Origin of the sequence: Microbulbifer jejuensis (assembly GCF_047289955.1) — a bacterium.
Classification (GTDB): domain Bacteria; phylum Pseudomonadota; class Gammaproteobacteria; order Pseudomonadales; family Cellvibrionaceae; genus Microbulbifer.
In genome coordinates this window covers 242,486-265,282 of record NZ_JBLBUB010000002.1, presented here as the reverse complement: position 1 = coordinate 265,282, position 22,797 = coordinate 242,486, and the positions used below count along the sequence as shown (strand labels likewise).

Below are 22,797 nucleotides of genomic sequence, written 5' to 3'. Positions count from 1 at the left end.
GTCAGGATGCCATCTTTGCCGCTGAGGTCTTTGCCCTCACGCAGCGCCTTGATAGCAGCATCCATATCGAAAGTATGTTTAGTCATAGGTCATCTCTTTTTTGCTAATGATAAAGAAATGACACAGAATTCTGAACACTACCTTTTTGGAAGAAAACCACCTTCTTCTTTCTTCCCGGCTACACTTCCCTACTTATTGCTTACCTGGCATCCGACTTGATCACAAGGTTAATAATGAGAACCATAGCTAAGGACAAATGGAGAATAGGGGCCCTCACACCATTCTCCAGTATCCAATTGATAGCAATGCAATTGCGCACGGCTACAATTATCCAGCGCTCCCATATAAGGGTCTCCAGCCAGACAAAAACGAGGGAAGGCCGTAATTTCATCCGGTGGCACTGGGCCGCGTTTGTAAGTGTAGTACATTGGGTCACCACACAGATCCTGCCAAAAACCATCTGCACAACCGCCTAGCAGGTGTGTCGCGACCAGCACCAGTAAAATTCTACTCCTCATAGGAAATACAACGTCTACCACCGGAAATATCATAGCAGCGTGCACTGGGAGGGCAAATCGAACCCGGCGCCAGCTCCTCGGAATCACCGGGGCAGCTTGAATGCCTGATTTTGCGCTCAGTTGGCGCCGCAGGCACATGAGAAGAGGGGTACGATCGGTATTCCACATGTCGAGGCATTGGCGAGCTGTGAGGATACACGACCTGATTGCGGGTATTAGGCGTTCCGCAGGCTGTCAGCAACAGGCTCATAGAGAACGCGAAAATAACAATCGGGGAGTTTTGCATGGGTATTTCTCCGTATCGGTACCACGCGAAGCGGTCTTCGCGTACTTCGGTTTAAGATCGGGTTATGCCCTCATGTCCAAGCGCACAGTATTTCCATAAACACTAATAGACTCTCATAATCGGAAAGAACCAAGTCGCGGAGTTGTACATGCTGTCGGCGCACTCCACTCCGCATTGAAAACTGGCCGGTGAAGGTTGCAGATATTTGGAATCATAACTGCCTATTTCGGCAAAGCTGGCACCCTGTCCATCAGTACCTGTCTCGAAATAGAATGGGTCTTCACCCTCCACATCTTCAGCAGGCACAAACAAGCAACCTTGTATCACCAACACCGTCAAGAGCGGCAAGGCGAATCTCCCTGAAAGTCTCATGATTCGACTCCCCCATTGTTTCAGTGTTGCACTAATAGCTGTCTTCAGAGAGTCTAGCTGCAGGAAATTTGCGAGTAATTGGCGCCGAGGGATTTATGCGCATAATTCATTTTTATGTAGCTTTTAGCGCCAATAGTTTTTAGTGGAAGCGGTGAATCCCGACGAAGCCCAAATAAGAAAATGGTGCCAAGAACCAATACGTATCCATTGGACCTCATCACTTTTCGCTCAGGGTGAAGAACATCCCAGCCAGGCTGATCTTTAGTATCCAACTGGTAATATCCAGGTGGTCCTTCATGCTATTTGAAGGGCTTTCCCTGCTCTGATCGCGCCCCGTCTAAAAGAATCCGGCCAGTCGACCTGCGCCAATAGCAACGGTTCTGGACAATGCCAAGGTATATGTGCGGGCAACCATGTTAAGGCTGCACCCAGGCCGGAACAGTTCCAGGGCGACAGCGATTCGGAAACAATCAATCTCCCTGTTACTAATAAGGAAGGGGGGAAGAATACCCCCTCTGCCAGGATCGTATGAGGCATGGGTGTCGATTACGAGCGCACAGGGATGTATGTACAGCGCATCTCGGGAGAGGGGTATTCTTTCCTTCCGACCCGGTAGCAACGGCGACTGTTACACTGTCTAGCAGCAGGCTCTGGATCGCTCTTTTTTCATCTGCTGATACAGAGAACTTTGGCCTTTATTATTAGACCCTGCGGAAATCCAGCATTCTCTGCAGTGCAATCATCGCCTTGCGCCCCAAATCGTTGTCCACAAAGATTTCATTCCCGCCCAGCTCCAAAACCCCGCACAGATTCTCCAGCGAATTCATTGCCATCCATGGACAGTTGGCGCAGCTGCGACAAGTGGCACCTGCGCCAGCAGTTGGGGCAATAATCAGCTCTTTATCCGGACACTCTCGCTGCATTTTGTAAAAAATGCCCTGGTCTGTCGCTACAATGAAGCGTTTCTGTGCACGGGTTTTGGCAGCATTAATTATCTGCGAAGTGGAGCCCACGACATCTGCCAAAGCAACCACTGACGCCGGTGATTCAGGATGTACCAGCACTGCTGCATCTGGATACAAGGCTTTAAGATCCCTCACCCCCTTTGCTTTGAACTCCTCATGCACGATACAGGCGCCATCCCACAGCAACACATCCGCGCCGGTCTCACGCTGCACATAACCCCCCAAGTGCTTGTCCGGCGCCCACAGGATTTTCTCACCCTTGGCATCCAGATAATCCACAACATCGAGAGCAATACTGGAGGTTACCACCCAATCGGCACGGGCCTTCACCGCCGCGGACGTGTTGGCATAAACCACTACTGTGCGGTCGGGGTGCTGATCGCAAAATGCCGCGAACACCTCCGATGGGCAACCCAAATCCAGGGAACAGGTAGCCTCCAAAGTGGGCATCAGAACACGCTTGTTGGGCGTTAGAATCTTGGCGGTTTCACCCATAAACTTAACCCCGGCTACCACCAGAGTGTCGGCCGGGTGTCGGGCGCCAAAGCGGGCCATTTCCAGGGAGTCCGAGACACAGCCACCGGTCTCTTCGGCCAGTGCCTGAATCAAGGGATCGGTATAATAATGCGCCACCAGCACAGCATTTTGCGCTTTCAGTAAGCACTTGATACGTTCACGCCAAACCCGCAATTCCTCTTCACCGTACTGGGACACAACCGACCCCGCCAAATGGGCCTCTACCAGGGAGGGGGCATCTAACGTGCCTGCGACATTAGACTTATGAGTCATTGCTAGCCACCATCAGGGAAAAAGGCGCATTATAACGCAATGGAAGGCCACCAAAACGGGTTGACTGCACCCTCAGGATCTGGCTGGAAACTGGCAGCAAAGTGCATCTACTTTATTCCCACAACACCAAAACGGGTGCCATATGGTGATTCTGGTGATGGAACACGTGAAAACCCGACCTTCCGCTGCTTTTAGTCTCCATCTGCTTGAACAGGCAATCTGGCTCTGATTACTATGCAACTGCGTTGGACGATCCCTGAGCGTCAGCGTATAGACCCCGACATATCGCGTTTGGTGAAGATGCGCTACTTCAAGGGCGCCTTCGCCGGTCCAATTGTGCCGGGCGTAAATTGCTCCTAGACAAGCCCGGGGTTGGTCGTTCAGGCCATAGGGCTGGCAACTAGCGAGCGGGGTAGCCCACCATACCCTCATCATCGGTTAGGATGGCGACAGCTTTCACTGCAGAGACCCCCAGATCCCGATCTCAACGCTCAAAATCGAGGGACTATTCTCACGAAAATCGGGTTTGGCGCTGTCACCATAGAGTCAGGTAGCCGTGCGCACAGACTATTGAGCTCAATGCCGATACCACTACTTACGCGGATATCCACGCCTGTATCGGCGAACACAGTCCTCAGATCACCGCTTTGGAGAAACACCGTTCTCACAACCTCACCACCAGGTTTCGAAGAGTCTACACCTTGGCAAATGGCATTTTCACCACAGGCGACAGAGATCTGTTTTCGGGGTCTGGCTATTTTCGATATCAGCGCGGTATTCCAGCCGACTCTGTATACGAATCACCCGAATTTCGAAGTAAGTGTGCAGGGTTTTCATTTCCTGCGGAAGCACTGGTTCTGCACAGGGCAGAGTGCAATAGCATTACGGTGTTGAGAAGGATTTTCTGGGCCACATCCAGACCGTCACGTACCGATCCTATCCTATTGCAAAGCAGGTAGAAAAGACAGCGGGGTTCGATCTGGGTCTGCAGCAGTTTGCGTTCAGATAGCAGAATTTCTGTTGCCGGGTCGAGTGCAGACTCTTGACATGTCCTCTGCTACTGCCTGACACGCCTGATCTCCATAGTAGTTGTTGGAGTAGTTGCAATCCACACAAGGGGCTTGATGATATTTACCCCCCTTAAATAGCCTATCTATCATCGCGATAATAGTTTTCATATTTCCCTCCTATGCTCTAAATAACCGATAGCGTAACACAGTGGGAGAAATGTAATAAAATAGTCTTTTTCACTAAGCTAAATAGCCTGCCCCTATGAAAATATTCCTGCACTGAATCCGGCTACAGTCCCGCTTGACTTTATAACCAGGAAAAAGGAAATACCTCTGAGAGTTTGGAACTGCATCTGCTTAAAAATACCAACACAAGGGGCTGCACTGCAAGGCATGATAATGTGGACAGTAGCTCCTGAGGTGTCCCGGTTTAAAGTTATGGCTTGTTAGCAGGTCTTAGGCTCCTCGACACATAAAAAAGCCCCGGGAGTGCCAGGGCTTTTGTTGGTATACAGGCTCACAATATTGTGGATCAATTATCAGCCTGCATACACCATCTTCAGTTGTTGATGTTTATATTATTCAAACTTAACGCCAGACTCCCCATTGCCCAGTTGTGCCTGGCTCCTCACCTCTTGTCCACCAGCCTGCTGTCCATGTTTTTCCACTATGAGTTACCACATCACCCGAAGTATAGACCTGACTACTATCCCACTTTTGAACTGTAGGGTCTGTGGGATCAGTGGGATCAGTGGGATCAGTGGGATCAGTGGGATCAGTGGGATCAGTGGGATCAGTGGGATCAGTGGGATCAGTGGGATCAGTGGGATCAGTTATGTTTGATGGTTCTACGACAAATGAATACACTTCTTCATCAATGGCAGCGTCACTACTGATCGTCAACCTAAAGGTTAATTCCTGACGTATATTCGGCAGGCTTGACGTATCGATGATTAAGGCATTATCAGGGCCATTGGAAGTTTGCACTTGACTGCCACTGACTTCCGACCATTGTGAATGAGTGACATCACCTTTGCTTTCCCCCTGTGTAAGCACCATATAGTCCCCGTGCATCACTTTTGCGTTAACCGGTGACTTTAAAACTCTAGGCGTAATCACCGCCATTAATTCGCTCCCATTATCGATAATGGTGAGCTGACCAGAAGCTCTCGGATCTTTTGAATTAAAATAATTCCCATGCAAATCATTCCGGAAATACATGTAATGATTCATTTCTTCATGCCAGCGGCCAATAAAAACGTTTCCATTATGATTTGACTCATACCATCCGGTGACTTGAGAAGCCAAGAGTCTATCCCAATCGTTTTTATTGCCCTCCGTGATCGACAATGAGAATGAGGAGTGTTCTTCTCCATTTTTATTGAACACCGTATACTTTACTGTATCGCCAACACTTACTGAGTTTAAATTAATCTCTTGCGGGATAAAAGTGTTACCCTGAACAAGGTACGGTTGCGTCGTATCTGGATCGGGCTCTACGGGCGGCTCAACATCATTATTTGTAATGATGATATCACTACAGTTATAGAAGCCTTCACCAACTGGGTCTATTCGCTGCCAGCGCACAAATAAAACGGCATTTCCCACCCTGTCTTCGGGAATGGTGACATTCATACGGTATTTACCGTTAACAACTGGCACATTACCTACTTCTTGAATAAGATCGAGATCACCCCAAGCTAATGGCTTTGATAAATCTGCATTGGATTTGGTTAAGTAAAACTCCCAAAATGAAGGATTGTGTGGCGCTGTTGCATTGAAAACGTACTCAAACGTACCAGCGTTGATCTCGACACGATTCCAGGCGTCCGTTCCTGCACCCATCCCTCTTTTTTGGGAGTCATTGGCATAGCATAGGGTACCGTCAGGGACCGCACTTCTTACGGTGGCAATGTTGTTATAGTCAGGGATATTAATAGAAAATTCATTGCGCTGTTGAAATGGATATGGCCCTGAGATGCTCTTGGCTAAAGCACACCCGGCATTTGGTGGTGTCCCGGACCAAACATTGCCTTGTTCATAGCAGATTTGCTGTCTGGCCTTGGGGTACTCGGACCAGCCATGGGCCTGTGTCTGTAGGCTATATGGCATCAACAATATCGATGCAATGGCAAACTTTGTTCTTAATATCATAAAATTACTCTTAATTAGTCAATACTCTTTGGTGGGGCCACCGTCTGGGCCGCCACCAAGAAAAGTGAAGTTAAGACATGGCAACAGCTAAAATGTTCCCACGCAAATTGTATTGCCTGAAACATCCTATAATTCAGAAGCTGGTACAGCCTGATCAGCATTATAAAAGCAAGCCCCTGACTGAATCTGTGAATTTGGTTGGCTTTTTGACATTTTTCATATTCATTACTAAGCGGGCTCAAAAGGGCAAGCTTTGTAAATTCAGGGTGCTGTTATAAACAGCAGTTTTTCGGATCTCATGTCTTGAAAATTTCTACCTACGTGAAAATGATACGCTCAAAAAAGAAATTTTAGTGAAAGACTACACTGCGCCTATCCCACCAAATTTCTGTAAAGTGATAAAGTGAAGATTTTCTGCTGCATAATTTAATTCGATACTATCTATAAAAAGTAGATGCAGTAGCTGGAAAAATTTTTCCAGTCCAGTGGCAGTGTAAATCACACCAAACTACAATAGCTCCGCCTTAAGTGATTTCGGTAGATAATTTTACTCCGGCGGTTAGCAGTAGAAGGTCACTGCGCAGAGGTTTATCTTCACATCTCTTCAATCAACCGCTCCAGAAATGTCACGAAGCTGCGGCAGGTTTAGGTACTGTTCAGCCAGGTGATGTCGCGTGTGGATGTGATACGCTTGATGCAAGCATCCGAACAGAGACTCTATCGCCGACGCAAACAATATGACGGGACGGGAACCGACTAACTAAAGGAATCCAAGTGACAACTAAAGGAGAGTGAACGGTTGCGTCGAGCAAGATCGGATCTGACGCCGAACAAATTATTTGAGGTGGTAGAGGCGACGGTCACCCAGTCGCCCCCCCAGTTAGAACCCAGCGTGCGCTATTTACGCACTAGGCTCAAGACAAAACCCTTCACGCAGTTATTGGCTGTAGAGTGTGTGGTAGATCCTCACTCTAGGTAACGGAAACAGACGCAAAAAGCGCCCAAACTTCTCCCAGCTGAACGATTTCCGCTGGCTGCGCCGATTGAGCCACTTGAATAGAATCCGCGTAGACTGGTAGAGGAATTGGCCAACACGCCTTGCATTGAAGCTCATACCGAAATAGCGGATATGACCAGCAAGCTTAGCACGGAAGATTTTCCATATAACAGCCAACGGTGCTCTATTCCTGACTTGGCGAGCCCATTGATTTACCTTCGTCAGCTTAGAGCGAACACGTTTACCGCTCGTTTTAACTTTCGGTATTACACGGCCTTTGCGAGACCGTCCCAGGTGGAAAGTAAATCCGAGAAAATCGAATATACCTTGCTTATTTGTATTAGTTCAGACCAAATCTGACACATCTCCTTGAAAAGAGGGGGTTTACCGGTTTTGATGAAAGCGACGAAACCTGTAACCAAAACCAAGGATAAACCCCGTGATTCATACTAACGATCGCATCATTAAACACAAGACCGGTCTGCTCAATCTGACGGAAGAACTCGGCAATATCTCCAAAGCCTGCAAGATGCTCGGCGTATCGCGAGACACCTTCTATCGTTACAAAGAAGCCGTATCCAGCGGCGGCGTGAACGCCCTGCTGAAGAAGAACCGGCGGGTGCCAAATCACAAGAATCGCGTTGACTCAGCTATCGAAGAAGCAGTGCTGGCTTATGCCCTTGAAGAGCCTGCTCATGGGCAGGTACGGGTATCCAATGAGCTACGTAAGCGCGGTGTCTTTGTATCGTCTAGCGGGGTTCGCAGTATCTGGTTACGGCATGACCTGGCTAACTTCAGACTCCGCCTGAAAGCCCTGGAAGCCAAAGTGGCAAAGGAAGGTCTGATTCTCACTGAATCACAGGTTCAGGCTCTGGAACGCAAACGTCATGATGACGAAGCCTGCGGCGAAATTGAGACCCAACATCCTGGTTATCTGGGCTCACAGGACACCTTCTACGTTGGGACATTCAAAGGTGTTGGACGTGTATACCAGCAGACCTACGTTGACACCTACGCAAAAGTGGCACACTGCAAGCTGTATACAACAAAGACGCCAATCACTGCAGCAGACCTTCTGAATGACCGTGTGTTGCCATTCTACGCTTCGTGTGAGCTACCTGTGCTGCGCATCCTGACTGATCGTGGCACCGAGCACTGTCTATGCCGGCCAGTGTAGGTCCTCGTGATGTAAATACCACTTTTCCCTTTGATATATCCCATCACCTGAAAGACAGCATATATGGGCGGAATCGATGTCATTATATGGACATGATCCAGCATTACGTCCCCCTCCTCAATCAGACTCTCCTTTTGTCGGGCAAACTAGTGAAACACTGTGGCCAACACTCTGTGCATCTGTCCAAACAGTACCTTCCTACGATACTTTGGGATAAAAACTATAGGGTACTTACACTCCCACTTCGTGTGACTTAAACTGTCCACTTGTCTCATCGTGCCTTCTTTATGTATTGCTGGGCGGCTCACACATTCGAGTTAATCTGGGACTTCCGGATCTGTCAAACTACGCGTGCCTCCCCGGCAGGGCCGGGGGAGGCTGCCTTTGGACTAGTTTATTAGCCGCAGATTCTGGTTTCTTACTCTTTTTAGTGTTAAGTAACTCGCCGTTTATTCCTGACCCAATAATATTAATTTCTTGGTCAATAAAGGTACTGGGGGGGGCAGGAAAAGTTCACAGTGTGCTCCCAAGGTGATTTCTCAACAAAAAATCTGAATGAAAGCGTAAATGCGCTTCAATAAACGAGGCGATGAAGTAATGGCTGTGGTCATAGCCCGTATGACGCTCCAGTCGAATCGGATATCCGCAAGCTTCAGCCGCTAGTTGCAGGGCTTCGGGTCGCAGCTGTTGCTTGAGAAATTCATCCTCTTCCCCCTGGGAAATTAACAGGGGCAGAGGACTGACCGCACGGCCTACCAGTACTGTCGCATCGTACTCCTCCCAGCTGGTAGTATCCGCTCCCAGATAAGCACCCAATGCTTTTTCACCCCAGGGACACGCCATGGGGTTGCAGATCGGGCTGAAAGCCGAGATAGAGGTGTAACGCTCGGGGTTTCGAAACCCGATCACCAGGGCACCATGTCCACCCATGGAATGCCCGCTGATTGCGCGCCGCTGGTTTATGGGAAAATTCGCCTCGATCAATAGCGGCAATTCCTCTACGATATAATCGTACATTCGGTAATGCCGCTTCCAGGGCTCGTGTGTGGCATTGACATAGAAACCCGCTCCCTGGCCCAGATCATATTCTGGGTCATCAGCGACGCTCGCCCCCCGCGGGCTGGTATCCGGCATCACCAGAACAATGCCCAGTTCGGCGGCCATACGCTGGGCACCGGCTTTCTGGCTGAAGTTTTCGTCCGTACAGGTGAGGCCGGAGAGCCAGTAGAGAACCGGATATCGGTGTCCAGGTTCTCTGTCGGCAGTCTGAGGCAGGAAAATGGAGAATTGCATCGGGCAACTCAGGACCTTAGACCAGTGCCGATATTGCTGCTGCAGGCCGTCAAAAGATTTGGTACTGCTGACAAGTTCGAGAGACATATTCCTATTTCCACTCACGCTTGGTCGTAATGAATCACACTGCGAATGCTTGTGCCTTCGCGCATTAAATCGAAAGCGTCATTGATTTTTTCCAACGTCATAGTATGGGTAATAAAGTCATTCAGCTGAAACTCCCCCGCCAGATAGCGCTCCACATAATCCGGTAATTCCGAACGACCCTTCACGCCACCAAACGCCGTACCACGCCAAACCCGACCGGTTACCAGTTGAAATGGACGGGTACTGATTTCCTGTCCCGCACCGGCAACTCCGATAATGACTGATTCCCCCCAGCCTTTGTGGCAGCATTCCAGAGCAGCGCGCATTACCTGCACATTGCCGATACACTCAAAGGAGTAATCCACACCACCATCGGTCAGGTCGACAATCACCTCCTGGATCGGTTGTTCATAATTATTTGGATTCACGCATGCTGTAGCGCCCAGTTTTTTTGCCAGTAAAAATTTATCCTCATTCACGTCAATGCCGATAATACGTTCAGCTCCGGCCATTTTAGCCCCGATCACCGCAGACAGACCGATGCCTCCAAGGCCGAAAACCGCCACGGTAGAACCCGATTCAACTTTTGCCGTATTCATCACAGCGCCCATACCGGTGGTAACGCCGCAACCGAGCAGGCACACTTCCCTAAGGGGCGCCTCGGGGTTGATTTTGGCCAGAGAAATTTCCGGCAGAACCGTGTACTCGGAGAAAGTAGAGGTGCCCATATAATGATAAATGGGCTGGCCATTAATCGAAAAACGGCTAGTACCATCAGGCATCAGGCCCTTGCCCTGTGTGCTGCGAATTTTTTGACACAGGTTGGTTTTTCCAGACAAGCAAAACTTGCACTCCCCACACTCAGGCGTATACAGGGGAATCACATGGTCTCCAACCTGCAAGCCGGTAACACCCGCACCTACCGACTCGACAATACCCGCTCCCTCGTGACCGAGGATTGCAGGAAATACACCCTCCGGATCTTCCCCGGACAGTGTGAAGGCATCGGTGTGACAAACCCCGGTAGCCATCAACCTGACGCGAACTTCGCCTCTTTGCGGAGGCATCACCGCGATTTCCTCGATAGAAAGCGGTATACTCGCTTTCCAGGCCACAGCCGCTTTGCAGTAGATGATGTCCGTTCCCATAAATCATTCCCTATTGATACCGGTCAGATGAAACTGGCGTTCAGCATAACCCCTCACCGTGAGCGAGGCAAAAAGGTAGTGGAAGGGGGGTGTGCAGCAACCCCTAGAATAAACAGCCTCCATTGGTATTGGGTTTACAGCGGTTGCCATCAAACCGGCCATGAGTAACCGATATGTCTGCAGGATAAGAGGTGCAATCTAACAGGCCCAGCACTCAGACCTGGCGCAACAAGCCACTGCTGAGCCTCAATCAGTTTATTTCACGTTGATATTTACGCCACTGCAAAGGAGAACTGCCGTGAATGCTCCGAAAAGCTTTTGAAAAAGCGCTGACATCCGTATAACCCAGACTTGCAGAGAGCAAACCGATATCAATACTGGAGGCGCGCAAATGCCAGCGCGCTGTCTCCATACGTGCCTGCTGTAAGAGCTGCCTGAAAGAGGTTCCCAAGTCATTCAAGCGTCGCTGCAAAGTGCGCACCGGCATGTCCATCAATCGGGAAATCTGCGCCAGACTGTGCTGCTTGGCACCCAGCGTTTGTAAAATCAAGGTGCGTACCTGCGCGGCAATATCCCCCTGGTATTGCTTGATCAGCCCATGGGTAAACTTCTCGAAGTAATTGATCAAGCTGGGGGCGGGGGCGTTGATTGGGCGACGCAACAAAGTGGCATCAAAAATTAGACAATCCCGCTCCTGAGCAAACAGCACCTCAGTATCGAAATACTCCCGATAGCGCTGCATAGAGGAAACCGGGGCATGGCGAAACAGCACCTGTAGAGGACGGATGTCAGTGCCTGCCAGTTCCCGAAACAGCCTGCAGGCCGCGCCCATCGCCAACTCACTGTACTGATCTGTGTCATTGAGTCCGGAAAAGTGGCTGATCCGCTGCGCATGCAACCGCTCCCCCTGCTCCGAGAGTCGCCAGTGGTCCGCCTGATTGTGCAAAACCATATAGCGATGACACGCGCTCAGAGCCGTATCCAGGTTCCCCCCATTGAGTAGTAGTTTTCCCAGGATCCCCAGCATTCTCAGCCCCTGCATCTCGGCGAGTCGCATGCCAAAGTCATCACACTGCAACTCCCGCTTACACACATTCAGCAGGTCTACTAATGTAGAGATGGAAATCAGTATCTCTGGGCGGCGCACACACTTTGGGGGAAGAGAGGCGCGGGCCAACAGTTCGGCTGGTACACCACCCAATTGAGGTACAAGCGTATCGAAACCCGCCAAAGTACCGATGCGGATTTCATAAGTGGGTTTCATGGGTCCATCTCCGGGATTTAGCCTTTACTCTATCGGCCACCAGATTACAGGTGCTTGGCTGCCCACCTATCCTATAAGGGTGTGTCTCCGAGCGGGCGCAATAACAAAGTGGATGAGGAACAGTAACAGAACGGTATCATAACAGGCCAAATCCACTCGGGTAACAGAGAGGCCTAGCCAAACCCAATACTGCCGGGGTTTCGTCATCCGATCGCTTCCAGCATGAAAAACAACTGTGCTTTTTGACCAGACTTTACAACCCACCGCCACGGTTACCCACCCGGCGACCAGTGTTGCCAGGCTGCAGTTGATCGCAAGGTAAAGGGAAGAACACTCACCTCTCGGGGCCGTACGAAGCATCAATGGGAACTGTGAAGACAAAAGAGGACACTCACAGCCTATTTGCGTTGGAGGATTTTTTTGCCGTGAGGCATGAGCCCCATTGTCCATCCTGTCCGGTAAGGAATGCCATGGGGCCTGCGGGAGCCTAAAGATAGGGGCCTCAGACCCCCTTCAGTGATGCGCCGACACCGCCGAAGCGAAATGACCACCTTGTTTGGCGGCGATTGCTGCTGTGATATCACCCAGGCTCAAAATGCCCACCATGCGTTTCTCGCTATTGAGTACCGGCATTCGGCGCAGCAATTGCTGCTCCATCTTGTGCATGGCAGAGAGCAGCTCGTCCTCTTCCCAGCACCACTCGATACCCTCGGTCATGACATCGCGGGCGCTGAGTGTTGAGCAAGTTTCCCCCTGTACTACGCCGCGGCATACAATATCACGGTCGGTTATCATACCGACCAGCCTGTCATTTTCACCGATAGGTACGGCACCAATATCTTCATCACGCAGGATTTTCGCCACTTCTTCTAGTGGCATATCCGGGCTACACCAGGTGACACCCTGGTGCATTGCCTGTTTCACTTTCATCATCTACCTCCGTCTGCCCCGAGGATTCGGGCTGCCAGGTGACGGGCTGCTCCCGCCACCTTTGTAGTGTTTTGAATCAATGCACTTCGATACGCTTTCTCTGGGGAAGTTGTCCTTCGTGTTTCGGGACTTTCAAGGTCAGAATCCCGTCTTTAAAGTTCGCATCTATATCATTCTCACGGACTTCCTCGCCCAGATTGAAACTGCGCAGGAATTTTCCGTAGCGACGCTCCTGGCGAAGTATCTGTCCGTCCTGCTTTTCCTTCACTTCCCTGTGCACTTCCGCTTCCAGGGTCAAAACACCATTTTCCAGGGTCACGCTAATATCGTCCTTGCCAACCCCGGGCAGCTCGGCACTGATCTCATACATATTCTTCCGCTCACTCACATCAATACGGGGTGAAAAAAACCCCTCCCGCTCGCCGCCGATGGCGCGTGCAGGATAGAGCATTTGCTCAATCATATTATCCAGATCCAGCAGGGATCCTCTCGGTATCAGACTCATAATTACAACCTCTTTACTTCCACCATATGGCAAGAGACACAGACATGACGTTAGAATCCAACCCTGTGTCTCAAGCGCCTTTAGTTCATTCTAGAAAATCCATCAGCACTCGGGAGGAAGAAGCACTCGCTATAACCATCACAAACAGCATTAAAAAATGCGCTTTAATTACTTTTCATCTATCACTGAACAACATTCCCATTGACTGACAAATACTCTTTCGCCGATGGCGCAGTATCTAACTAACATACGGGTATAGAAGCAGCGGGGGAATAGGCATGGTATTAGCATGGGTTCTCGTGGCCAACCAGTCTCAAGCCCGAATTTTCGAGGCTCAAAAACGCGCTGGGCAACTCCATGAAATAGAGGATCTTTTTCACCCAGAATCCCGATTGCCAGGGCGCGAGCAGGTGAGCGATGCTCCAGGGCGTAGTTTCGACAGCCACGGCCAGGGCCGCCACGCTATGGGCAATTTCGCAGAAATACACCGCCGCAACGGAGAGAGATTTGCCAAGGAGATTGCCAAAACACTGGAACGGGGCAGGCAGGAAGGGCGCTATGAAAAATTGTACATCGTGGCAGAACCCTACATGGTCGGTAGTTTACGCGATGCGCTCAGAATACCAACCCGTGCTACTGTCGCCGGTGAGACAGGCAAAAACCTGGTGGACTTTCAACCAGAAGAGATACGTGCGCAACTGCCCATCTGGTTATAATTCTAAGGCGCTTTGTATTTTCGAGCGGAAGTAGTCTCTGGCTGAGGTATTCACCGGAAAGGGCAACAAGATCCCTAAAACACTGCTCATTTAAAAAACTTATACTCTGGCGGTATCTGCAAGCAATCTTCCAATCAAAGAATCCTTTTTCTCCCATAGTTCATACACCCAGCGGTTAAATTCAGCGCGGAACACCTGATCGTTGGTATAATCTGAAATGACAAACCTCTGCGGAATTTGAATCTGCTCAACACGGACTATCACCCGCTTCACCTTGCCGGCAAGAAAATCCACAAAGGATGGAGCGCCATCGGGATACACGATGGTGATATTCAGTAAACGGTTGAGTTGCTTTCCCATACTTTGCATGGCAAAAGCGATACCACCAGACTTGGGCTTTAGCAGATGTTTGAATGGCGAACCCTGTCTATCATGTTTTGCACGGGTAAAACGTGTTCCTTCCATAAAGTTCATAATGCTGGTTGGGATAAGCTTGAAGTGCTCACAGGCCTTCCGGGTGACCTCCAGATCCTTGCCCCGCATTTCCGGATGTTTCTCCAGGAAGGTCTTGCTGTAGCGTTTCATAAAGGGGAAATCCAGTGCCCACCAGCAAATCCCCATCACCGGCACCCTAATCAGCTCCTGCTTGATAAAGAATTTCAGAAAAGGGATTTTTCGATTGAAGACAGATTGCAGTACAAAGATGTCAGCCCAGCTCTGATGGTTTGATGTGACCAGATACCAGCCTTGTTTATCAAGATTTTCCACCCCTTCTACATCCCACTGTGTTTTCTGGGTTAGTTTCATCCATCCTTTATTCAGGGTAATCCATGCACCCGCAATTCCCATAAATATGGAGGAAAAGAACTTGCGCAACCCAGAGAAGGGGAGGAGCAGTCGAAGCACCACAAAAAATAAAATGGGAAGGAAACAGAGAATGGTGATAACTCCCAACAGACTCGAAGCCAAAACCAAAATTACCTGAGAGGGGAAAAAATTTAACATCTTACACTTCTACATTGACTTTACTGGGCATAGAACTCTTTTCAGTGAACAATCGGCGAGCATCCAGAGTGTTGAAGCGGCTCTCAACAGCCTCAGATATGCCGGGTGATACCCGCCGGAGTAAGAACCGCTCGCCCGGGTTCGGCTCTTGCCGGGCATAGTTAGGCATCCAATCACTACCCTCACCCCTTGGCCATTTTAAGATTCACCCGGGGTTGCTCCCATAGTGATCTATACAGGCCAAGAGTGGCTGGTATAGCAGTGTGGAACACTACCCACATTTTCTGCCCCCAAGAACAACCACCATGCTATGGCTACAACCTGACTCTCAGCCCGAGAGCACCGACTTTACCCCTCGGGACCACTTTGAACCCAGTAAAATTGGGTGATCCGTCACCGTCTCTGGCATAGCAGTTTGATATTTTCGACCGTATAGTCTGCCTTACTCCAAGCCGAGGAAAAGACTTCATCAGAAAAAGAGGGAACAGATAAGAAACCGGCAGTAACCAAGACAAAAAAGCGGGTTTCAACTGCATAATTTCTTCCCCATGGGAGCAATAAGCGCCATTGTACCTTTTCTACCAACCCCATGAAGCCCCTTTTCACGCCAGGCACAATAGCACTTGTCCGCCATCCCAAAACTAATTACATACGGGCAACCGGTTTTATTCGGCTGCTAAACTATCCATTGACAACAAATGCGGCCATGCTGCCCGCTTTTGTTCGGCAGGTGCGCCTGTCTTGGATGTTACGGGCGCGTTTTTTTGCACTTCCCGACCCCATCCACAAAGCCAAGCCATTGGCACCACAATGCCAGGCCCGGTTGTGAAAGCCTACCGGGCCAAGCCTCCAGGGATTGCGATACCACACCAGGAGTCGCGCATGCAAACTACTGCGGGCAAACATTTCCATCGCAAACAGTGGCTGAGTGTCCAGCAGGCCATCAGTCACCTGAGCGCCCTGGCGGAGGAACCACTCACCAGCGCCCACCTCGCAGATCTTGCCGAGGAGCAACTCCTCGATCTCTACTGGTACCGTCCCGGACAAAAATTGACCTTTCAGGACCGTATTGGAACTCAGGAGCTGGTGGAACCTCTGCGGCTGTGCACTGATAATCGCAGCAACTGGCGTGCCATTGCTGGGATTCTGCGTCACAACCCGGCCCTGCCCGCCTACGAGCAGGATACCCCCCTGCTGGAGGACGCCAAGGGCAATCGACTGCGCATTACCTTTGAGCATAACCAGCGCCCTGAGCCCTTTAGCAGCCGCTGGTATCCGAGCCTGGCGGAGCTGGTATTAAAGCGCAGTGATCTTGAGCAGCTAGAGCCCCGCCTGTTTTCTCCCCAGGAAACGGACAGCAGCCTGGAACACCAGTTATTACTCGATATTATCTGGCACTTGGAGGAGTTGGCCCTGGACGGGGAACGACACTCTGTCAGTTGGCTGGTAGATCAGCTTGCAAACCGCTCCCCCACATTGGATCGCAGTACCTGTGAACAAGTGCTTCAGGCCGCGAAACGCCAACATACACAACCCCGCCCTCATTAATCAAAGCCTCCCCGGTAAGTAGGTAGCCACTTACTTTCGACTAGGCTCTTCCCCCCACACTCACAGGCCGGCATTGGTCGCAGACCATAAAGGCGATACCCTAGCTTCAGGCACCAGGCACCAGGCACCAGAAACAAAGCCCTTGGAGGTAGACAGTGCGCTTCAGGAATCACCAGACACACTACGGTTGGATCGCCATCACATTACACTGGCTGATGGCACCGAGTATTATCGGTCTCTTTGCGCTCGGGTGGTGGATGCGCCAATTGTCCTACTATGATCCCTGGTATCAGCAGGCGCCAGACATCCATAAAAGTATCGGCGTACTTATGCTGCTTCTGCTCCTATTTCGACTGCTGTGGCGCGTTTTTAACCCATCGCCACAACCCTTACCCACCATCCCACGCTGGCAATCCCTGGCTGCGAGGGCCACCCACGGCTTTATCTATTTGGTATTATTCAGCATCATGTTATCGGGATACCTGATTTCCACCGCGGATGGGCGGGCAATTGAAGTGTTTGGCTGGTTCAGCCTGCCACCCACTGTCCGGGGCATCCCAAATCAGGAGGATATTGCCGGCCGCGTGCATGAAATACTCGCCTGGAGCCTAATGATTCTAATCGCAGTACACGCCCTGGCCGCCTTGAAGCACCATTTTATCAACCGGGATACAACCCTACGCAAAATGTTAGGCACCACGACCAGTTCTCCATCAAGCAGAAATCGTGCTTAAAAGCCAACAACACTCACAAGTACAAGAAAGGAAACCATACTATGAAAAAGCCCATCGCACTCCTATTTGCAGCTCTGTTACTGGGCACAACGGCCCATGCTGCAGAGTACAAAATAGATACCAAAGGCGCTCACGCTTTTGTTCAATTCCGCATCAAACACCTGGGTTACAGTTGGCTCTATGGTCGCTTTGACGACTTTAGCGGCTCCTTCTTCTACGATGACGAGAAACCCGAAACGTCCTCGGTCAATGTCAATATCGACGTGACCAGCCTGAACAGCAACCACGCCGAACGGGACAAACACCTTCGCGGAACGGATTTCCTCAACACGGCCAAATTCCCAACCGCCACCTTTAAAAGCACCAGCTTCGAACCCCTGGAAAATGGCAAGGCACGCCTGAACGGCGAACTGACCCTGCACGGTGTCACCAAGCCAATAACCATTGATGTAAGCAACATTGGTGGGGGCAAGGACCCATGGGGGGGCTACCGCCAGGGCTTCAGCGGGGCCACGGAGTTCGAGCTGAAAGATTTCGGTATCGATTACAACCTGGGCCCTGCATCCCAGAAAGTGGAGATGATTCTGGATATCGAAGGCATCAGAATCTAGGCTTGGATGTTCCACTCTAAATATGAAGGGCTTTTGGCTATATGGCGGGGCCCTTTATTTTTGTTCCCGCAAAAATTCGACCGACAGCGAATCAGCCAGCGGCGACGTCATTTTCGTTTGGAGTCCAAAGGCCAAAAAAAGACCCTACCCAGAACCGCCAAACAATTTTCGAGACTATTCACTCGACTCGGGCCCCACGAAATCCCATGAAGAACAAAAAATTCCGAGCAGGTTGGCCAGTATTTCAGGGAAAGCGTCGGAAGGTGTCGTGGAAGGCCAACTCAAATGCGGGATTGTAGTCACAAACATTGCATTCACCCTTCAGATGGGTATAAATGACAGAATAATATTGAGCAATGTACACAACTTGTAAGCGACTACTCACTCACAGTAATCCTGCTCAACTGCTCAGCACGGCAACGGCCTCAATCATCCCAGGATTTCTCTTACCCAATAGGGTTCAGTACGCGCCTGGCTTTGAGAAAACAGCAGTTTTGCCCACAAGGAGGCTCCGGTAACAGGACACAAGAAATGGCTTACCTACAACACCCAGAAAGAGATCAACCGGTTTATCTTGTAGCGCACCACACTATTGGTCGCCGCCAGGGCGCCGTGGATACACGCATTACCTCTGCCGAGATTTCCGGCATCCATGCAGCCATTCAATGGACCGGTACCCATTGGAATATTCGCGATCTCAGTCGTAATGGAACCTGGCTCAACGAACAACAACTGGTCCCCGCCAAGAGTTACCCCCTGCAACACGGCGATAGAATCTGTTTCGGCCGGGCAAACAATCCCACCTGGATTGTCGAGAATCTCGACGCCCCTGAGAATCTGTTAATTGACCTCCAAACCGGGGATGCCCAGCTACTGGAACAATACCATCTGTTACCGGATGACAGCGAACCTCTGGCAAGTCTGCATTTCAATCCCGTTGCCGGGCAGTGGCAATATGAGTTCACTGGCAACTCGGCCGAAGGTGGCAACAAATCCCTGCTTGGCCACAGTGACCGCATTGACTGCGGTTTACACAGTTGGCAGCTGTTTTTGGCCGACAACCAGGGAGCCACCAAAGAATTGGCTTTGCAGCAGCTGAGTATTACCGACTTCCACCTGCGCTTCTCAGTCAGCTCCCATGAAGAGCATGTACAGCTGCAGTTGCAACAGGCAAAGATGACACTGCCTCTTCCGGCACGTATACACAACTACCTGCTGCTCTATCTTGCGCGGGCCCGCATTAAGGATATGCAAAACGGTATGGACCAGGATTCCCAGGGTTGGGTTTCCATTCAGGTTGCCACGCACGAATTGGGCATCACGGTCAATCACCTGAACACGCAGATTTTCCGGGCGCGCAAACAGATTTCCGAATCGTTGCCGGATGCGGTCGATATCTCAAACCTTGTTGAGCGCCGATCCTGGGAAATTCGTCTGGGTTGCCACCAGTTTGAGATCCACAAAAGTACCCAATTGGAAGCCAGGACCGACTCTGAGGAGCAGTAAACCGGGTCACGCACCAGGACATCACAGGGAAAACGGTACTCAACCGGTTAAAGACTTGTCAGAAATATATCAATTTCAGAAAGTCAATACTAAGGTCTTCGGGAGAAAAGAAAACGGACCCCAACCCCATTGAAGGTAAACCGACTGGGGAGGGGAACCCGTGCGTGAATCAGAAACACACAATCTCGACAGCGGCAGCTTATCTTCGCCAAAGGATTAAACCAAAGTGCCGCTCTACAACTCGAGAGAAGACGGCTTTCCAATCCGGTTTTGGTTTCGACTATTCAAAGCCCACAGGATGAACTGCATTGCTGAAAGAACCTGTTTGCCCTGGCCATATGTCAACCGAGTGTTCGCTTCCCATTGGCTTGGCCAATCCTGGAATTAACGCCAAATCCAAGAGCCCTTTCCCTATCAGCTTTGGGACCATTGACAGCCGCATCGTTTTTCATGATTTGCGTACCAACTCAGCTGTGTTATGTTCTCCCTTGTGGTTGCGCTATAAACTGGCCAGCAACCCAATAGCAATAAGATAACGTGAACCATGCCACTTTGAAATGTGAGATAGGTCTTCACGAACCCGAGCCATCGGGTAAAATCCCCCGTCTACCCGGAAAGATCAAAGTACAATGGACGTAGCCGCGCTGGAGAAAACAGAGGTATATCAAGGCCGCTACAGCATAGAGGGCACCCTGGGCGCCGGTGGTATGGGTGTCATCTATCTGGCGGAAGATATCAAGCTTGGGCGCAAGGTGGCAATCAAGCAGCTGCGTTCAGACCTCAGAGGCGACTCTGCAGAGGCCCGTTTTCGCCGCGAAGCGCTACTGCTCGCGAGGCTCAACCACCCAAATATTGTTCGGCTTTACGATGTACTGGAGGACGGCACCAGTATTGCCTTGGTGATGGAGCTGGTAGAAGGCGTAACACTTAAGGAATGGATGCGCGAGCATACTGCCTCTCTCGGGGAGAAACTGGATCTGCTGATGCAAATCTGCCAGGGACTGGGCAAAGCCCACGCCCTGGGCATTATCCACCGCGACCTCAAGCTTGAGAATGTCCTGATCACAACCGACGGTGTGGCAAAAATCACCGATTTCGGCATTGCCAAAGCCCTCGACTGTGACCAGCAGCTGACCCGCGAGGATCATATCGCGGGTAGTATACAGGCCATGTCCCCGGAGCAGGTGCAGGGGTCTCCAATGGATGCCCGCAGTGACCTGTTCAGCCTGGGCAGCATTGCCTATGAGCTGCTCTGTGGCAGCAAGCCGTTTGAGCGTGGGGAGTTGTGCACACTGGCCTTTGCCCAGCAGGTTGTCAGCAAGCCCCATATTCCTCCCCAACTGGCCTGGCCCGATATCCCAAAGCCACTGGCCGCCCTGTTGGACCGCCTGTTGGCCAAACGTCCGGAGCAGCGCCCGGAATCCGCCCAGCAGGTCTATGCGGCCCTGGAACTGGTGTGCAAGCATGGTATTGATGCCGATACCCAGCAATACTCGGAAACGGTCACGCAACTGCTGATCCGGCCCCGCAAGAAGCGCGGGCGTATCACCGTCGGTCTGGCAGGTCTGGCTCTGTTGAGTATTGCGGCATTTTGGGTTTGGCAAACCTTTATGCAACTGCCACCACAGTATATTGCGGTGTTACCTGTAGAATTAAATGGTGAGCTTTCCGGCGAGCAGGATGCGGAAACCTTGGTTACCGCTGTGGTGCGTCAGGCCCTGATGAATACCCCCTCGAAACTCAAAGCCAGCGCCCTGGTGAGCTACACACCAAGACAAGGAACTAGCCTTGAAGAACAGTTACAACGACTACATGACCAAGGTATTACCGATGCACTGCTTGCCCGCCTCGACTGTATGAAGCAACGCTGTAATATCGAGCTACAAAGAGTGAACCCTCAAGATCGTCAAATCAAAAAACAGGCTGGCTTTGCCTTTATCGCAAATCGACGGCAGGAGGCCCAATATACAATAGGTCATGCCTCCGTTGAGCTTTTTTCTAAAAGCTACCGTGAAAAACCAAGTGCCGAAACCCGAATGGCTCCTGAGGATTATAATCGCTACCTTGTCATACTTGCCAAATTCGCCACCAGGGCAATTCAGACTGATGACCTGGAATTGGTTGAAGAGCTGATTGGCAAATACCCTAAAAACGTAAACCTCTATTCATTATATGCGCGAGCATCTGCCAGTATGTTTAGCGTCTCCAATAAGAGCCGACACCTCACCAAGGCGCTCGGAATTTTAGCGAGCGCAGAAACCTCTGATATAGATGAAATCCCGTTGCTGGAGGCCAAACTATCAATTAAATCTTTAGGGACGGATAAAGCAGGCTTTGAATCAACACTGAGAAAACTCCAAAACAAAGGCCATCCTTCCGCACACCTCTTGGCCGAGCATGCCCGCTTCCAGTTCAACCAAGGGGGCTATGCTCAAAGCTTGTCCTATGCCAAGCAAGCTGTCGCTCTAAATCCTTCAAATGCCAATTATTACCTGATCGCCATCAACCAATTGGCTACCGGAGACTATGACTCCACAAGGGAAACACTCAAAAATTTAATTAACGAATCCCCGAAATACTGGGCTGCCTATGCGCTGCTTGGTGCTATAGAGCTGGAAAATGGGAGCCTGGATATCGCAGGAAAAATGATCGGCAAGATGCCAAAGGAAGTGCGCTCTTGGCGAACCAAGTCCAATCTTGGGACTGTGTATTTTCTGCAGGGAAAATTCTCCAAAGCGCTTGCTACTTTTCAAGACCTTTCAGTAGAATCCCCCCAAAATCTAAGTATATTATACAAGCTGGCAGAAACGCACTTAATGCTATCTCAACCTGAAGTCGCCAATGAGTATTTTGCGCAAATCATAAAGCTCACCCACGAAGCGTCCACTCTGGAGGCTAAGCACACAAGAGCCGGGGCACTGGCGTATATTGGAGAAACAGCAGATTCTATCTCTTTAATTAAAGACTTACTTAGAGAATCTCCGGATTATACCTATGTAAAATATACAGCTGTCCAAGTCTATGCCCTGGCTGGAGAGTGGCAATCTGCAAACTACCATTTGGAGCAGCTTACCTCCCAAGGGATGGGGGCAGAGTGGTTTACTCTGCCCGCCTTCCAACTTCTCTGCTCCCAAGCACAAATATCTAAGCAAATACTTGAGGTCATCTGCCAGGATTAGTAA

Annotated in this window: 15 protein-coding genes and 3 pseudogenes; 8 read left to right on the top strand and 10 right to left on the bottom strand. The window is 50.5% G+C overall.

Translation table 11 applies throughout. From position 1 onward, the window contains the following. Positions 1-906: 906 nt before the first annotated feature. The 3 genes from ACL7TT_RS02435 to ACL7TT_RS02425 all read right to left on the bottom strand — a co-directional run bounded on the left by ACL7TT_RS02435 (position 907) and on the right by ACL7TT_RS02425 (position 6,094). Positions 907-1,176: a hypothetical protein gene (locus tag ACL7TT_RS02435; RefSeq protein WP_413392880.1), complete on the bottom strand. Its 270-nt coding sequence runs from the start codon at positions 1,174-1,176 to the stop codon at positions 907-909. Positions 1,177-1,877: 701 nt separating this feature from the next. Beyond that, the gene (gene nadA / locus ACL7TT_RS02430; RefSeq protein WP_413392878.1) at positions 1,878-2,930 is read right to left on the bottom strand and encodes a quinolinate synthase NadA; all 1,053 of its coding nucleotides are present in this window, start codon (positions 2,928-2,930) and stop codon (positions 1,878-1,880) included. Positions 2,931-4,528: 1,598 nt separating this feature from the next. Next, complete coding sequence (locus ACL7TT_RS02425) at positions 4,529-6,094, bottom strand: lytic polysaccharide monooxygenase (RefSeq protein WP_413392876.1); 1,566 nt, start codon at positions 6,092-6,094, stop codon at positions 4,529-4,531. A gap of 1,436 nt (positions 6,095-7,530) precedes the next feature. Between ACL7TT_RS02425 and ACL7TT_RS02420 the strand changes: the two are divergent. Further along, positions 7,531-8,250, top strand: a pseudogene (locus ACL7TT_RS02420) (helix-turn-helix domain-containing protein); the annotation flags it as partial. Here ACL7TT_RS02420 and tnpA read toward each other — a convergent pair. The 6 genes and pseudogenes from tnpA to ACL7TT_RS02390 form a co-directional block, all read right to left on the bottom strand. Next, positions 8,250-8,543, bottom strand: a pseudogene (tnpA, locus tag ACL7TT_RS02415) (IS200/IS605 family transposase); the annotation flags it as partial. The pseudogenes ACL7TT_RS02420 and tnpA overlap by 1 nt on opposite strands. Positions 8,544-8,781: 238 nt before the next feature. Beyond that, entirely contained in the window at positions 8,782-9,648 is an 867-nt protein-coding gene (fghA, locus tag ACL7TT_RS02410; RefSeq protein WP_413392874.1) for an S-formylglutathione hydrolase, read from the bottom strand. Between the two features lie 14 nt (positions 9,649-9,662). Then, positions 9,663-10,796 carry an S-(hydroxymethyl)glutathione dehydrogenase/class III alcohol dehydrogenase gene (locus ACL7TT_RS02405; RefSeq protein WP_459564482.1) on the bottom strand — a complete coding sequence of 378 codons (1,134 nt, stop codon included), beginning with the start codon at positions 10,794-10,796 and terminating at the stop codon, positions 9,663-9,665. 250 nt (positions 10,797-11,046) lie between these two features. Next, positions 11,047-12,060, bottom strand: a complete 1,014-nt coding sequence (locus ACL7TT_RS02400; RefSeq protein WP_413392872.1) for an AraC family transcriptional regulator — start codon at positions 12,058-12,060, stop codon at positions 11,047-11,049. A 513-nt stretch (positions 12,061-12,573) separates the two neighbouring features. After that, a complete protein-coding gene (locus tag ACL7TT_RS02395; RefSeq protein WP_299947722.1) occupies positions 12,574-12,993 on the bottom strand; it encodes a CBS domain-containing protein in 420 nt (139 codons plus the stop codon). A 73-nt stretch (positions 12,994-13,066) separates the two neighbouring features. Then, a complete protein-coding gene (locus ACL7TT_RS02390) occupies positions 13,067-13,495 on the bottom strand; it encodes an Hsp20/alpha crystallin family protein (protein ID WP_413392869.1) in 429 nt (142 codons plus the stop codon). Positions 13,496-13,773: 278 nt separating this feature from the next. Here ACL7TT_RS02390 and ACL7TT_RS02385 point away from each other — a divergent pair, with 278 nt between their 5' ends. Continuing rightward, the gene (locus ACL7TT_RS02385; RefSeq protein WP_413392867.1) at positions 13,774-14,211 is read left to right on the top strand and encodes a host attachment protein; all 438 of its coding nucleotides are present in this window, start codon (positions 13,774-13,776) and stop codon (positions 14,209-14,211) included. Between the two features lie 99 nt (positions 14,212-14,310). Here the strand turns inward: ACL7TT_RS02385 and ACL7TT_RS02380 are convergent, their stop codons facing one another. Beyond that, on the bottom strand, positions 14,311-15,216 hold the full coding sequence (locus tag ACL7TT_RS02380; protein WP_413392865.1) for an acyltransferase: 906 nt from the start codon (positions 15,214-15,216) through the stop codon (positions 14,311-14,313). A gap of 882 nt (positions 15,217-16,098) precedes the next feature. On the opposite strand from ACL7TT_RS02380, the gene ACL7TT_RS02375 reads away from it, so the two are divergent. The 6 genes and pseudogenes from ACL7TT_RS02375 to ACL7TT_RS02350 all read left to right on the top strand — a co-directional run bounded on the left by ACL7TT_RS02375 (position 16,099) and on the right by ACL7TT_RS02350 (position 22,794). Further along, positions 16,099-16,764: a hypothetical protein gene (locus ACL7TT_RS02375; RefSeq protein WP_413392862.1), complete on the top strand. Its 666-nt coding sequence runs from the start codon at positions 16,099-16,101 to the stop codon at positions 16,762-16,764. 155 nt (positions 16,765-16,919) lie between these two features. Beyond that, the gene (locus ACL7TT_RS02370; RefSeq protein WP_413392860.1) at positions 16,920-17,498 is read left to right on the top strand and encodes a cytochrome b; all 579 of its coding nucleotides are present in this window, start codon (positions 16,920-16,922) and stop codon (positions 17,496-17,498) included. 41 nt (positions 17,499-17,539) lie between these two features. Next, positions 17,540-18,109 carry a YceI family protein gene (locus tag ACL7TT_RS02365; RefSeq protein WP_413392858.1) on the top strand — a complete coding sequence of 190 codons (570 nt, stop codon included), beginning with the start codon at positions 17,540-17,542 and terminating at the stop codon, positions 18,107-18,109. Positions 18,110-18,640: 531 nt separating this feature from the next. After that, entirely contained in the window at positions 18,641-19,615 is a 975-nt protein-coding gene (locus ACL7TT_RS02360; protein ID WP_413392856.1) for an FHA domain-containing protein, read from the top strand. Between the two features lie 629 nt (positions 19,616-20,244). Beyond that, positions 20,245-20,988: pseudogene (locus tag ACL7TT_RS02355) on the top strand (serine/threonine-protein kinase); the annotation flags it as partial. 18 nt (positions 20,989-21,006) lie between these two features. Continuing rightward, positions 21,007-22,794 (top strand): tetratricopeptide repeat protein, encoded by a 1,788-nt coding sequence (locus ACL7TT_RS02350; RefSeq protein ID WP_413392890.1) that lies wholly within the window; start codon positions 21,007-21,009, stop codon positions 22,792-22,794. Positions 22,795-22,797 lie beyond the last annotated feature (3 nt).

Excerpts from the sequence above, each read along its gene's own strand:
- ACL7TT_RS02435 (WP_413392880.1), bottom strand. The coding sequence starts at position 1,176 with ATGAGACTTTCAGGGAGATTCGCCTTGCCGCTCTTGACGGTGTTGGTG.
- ACL7TT_RS02360 (WP_413392856.1), top strand. The coding sequence starts at position 18,641 with ATGGCTTACCTACAACACCCAGAAAGAGATCAACCGGTTTATCTTGTA.
- ACL7TT_RS02425 (WP_413392876.1), bottom strand. The coding sequence starts at position 6,094 with ATGATATTAAGAACAAAGTTTGCCATTGCATCGATATTGTTGATGCCA.
- ACL7TT_RS02405 (WP_459564482.1), bottom strand. The coding sequence starts at position 10,796 with ATGGGAACGGACATCATCTACTGCAAAGCGGCTGTGGCCTGGAAAGCG.
- ACL7TT_RS02390 (WP_413392869.1), bottom strand. The coding sequence starts at position 13,495 with ATGAGTCTGATACCGAGAGGATCCCTGCTGGATCTGGATAATATGATT.
- fghA (WP_413392874.1), bottom strand. The coding sequence starts at position 9,648 with ATGTCTCTCGAACTTGTCAGCAGTACCAAATCTTTTGACGGCCTGCAG.
- ACL7TT_RS02365 (WP_413392858.1), top strand. The coding sequence starts at position 17,540 with ATGAAAAAGCCCATCGCACTCCTATTTGCAGCTCTGTTACTGGGCACA.
- ACL7TT_RS02380 (WP_413392865.1), bottom strand. The coding sequence starts at position 15,216 with ATGTTAAATTTTTTCCCCTCTCAGGTAATTTTGGTTTTGGCTTCGAGT.
- ACL7TT_RS02395 (WP_299947722.1), bottom strand. The coding sequence starts at position 12,993 with ATGATGAAAGTGAAACAGGCAATGCACCAGGGTGTCACCTGGTGTAGC.
- nadA (WP_413392878.1), bottom strand. The coding sequence starts at position 2,930 with ATGACTCATAAGTCTAATGTCGCAGGCACGTTAGATGCCCCCTCCCTG.
- ACL7TT_RS02385 (WP_413392867.1), top strand. The coding sequence starts at position 13,774 with ATGGTATTAGCATGGGTTCTCGTGGCCAACCAGTCTCAAGCCCGAATT.
- ACL7TT_RS02400 (WP_413392872.1), bottom strand. The coding sequence starts at position 12,060 with ATGAAACCCACTTATGAAATCCGCATCGGTACTTTGGCGGGTTTCGAT.
- ACL7TT_RS02375 (WP_413392862.1), top strand. The coding sequence starts at position 16,099 with ATGCAAACTACTGCGGGCAAACATTTCCATCGCAAACAGTGGCTGAGT.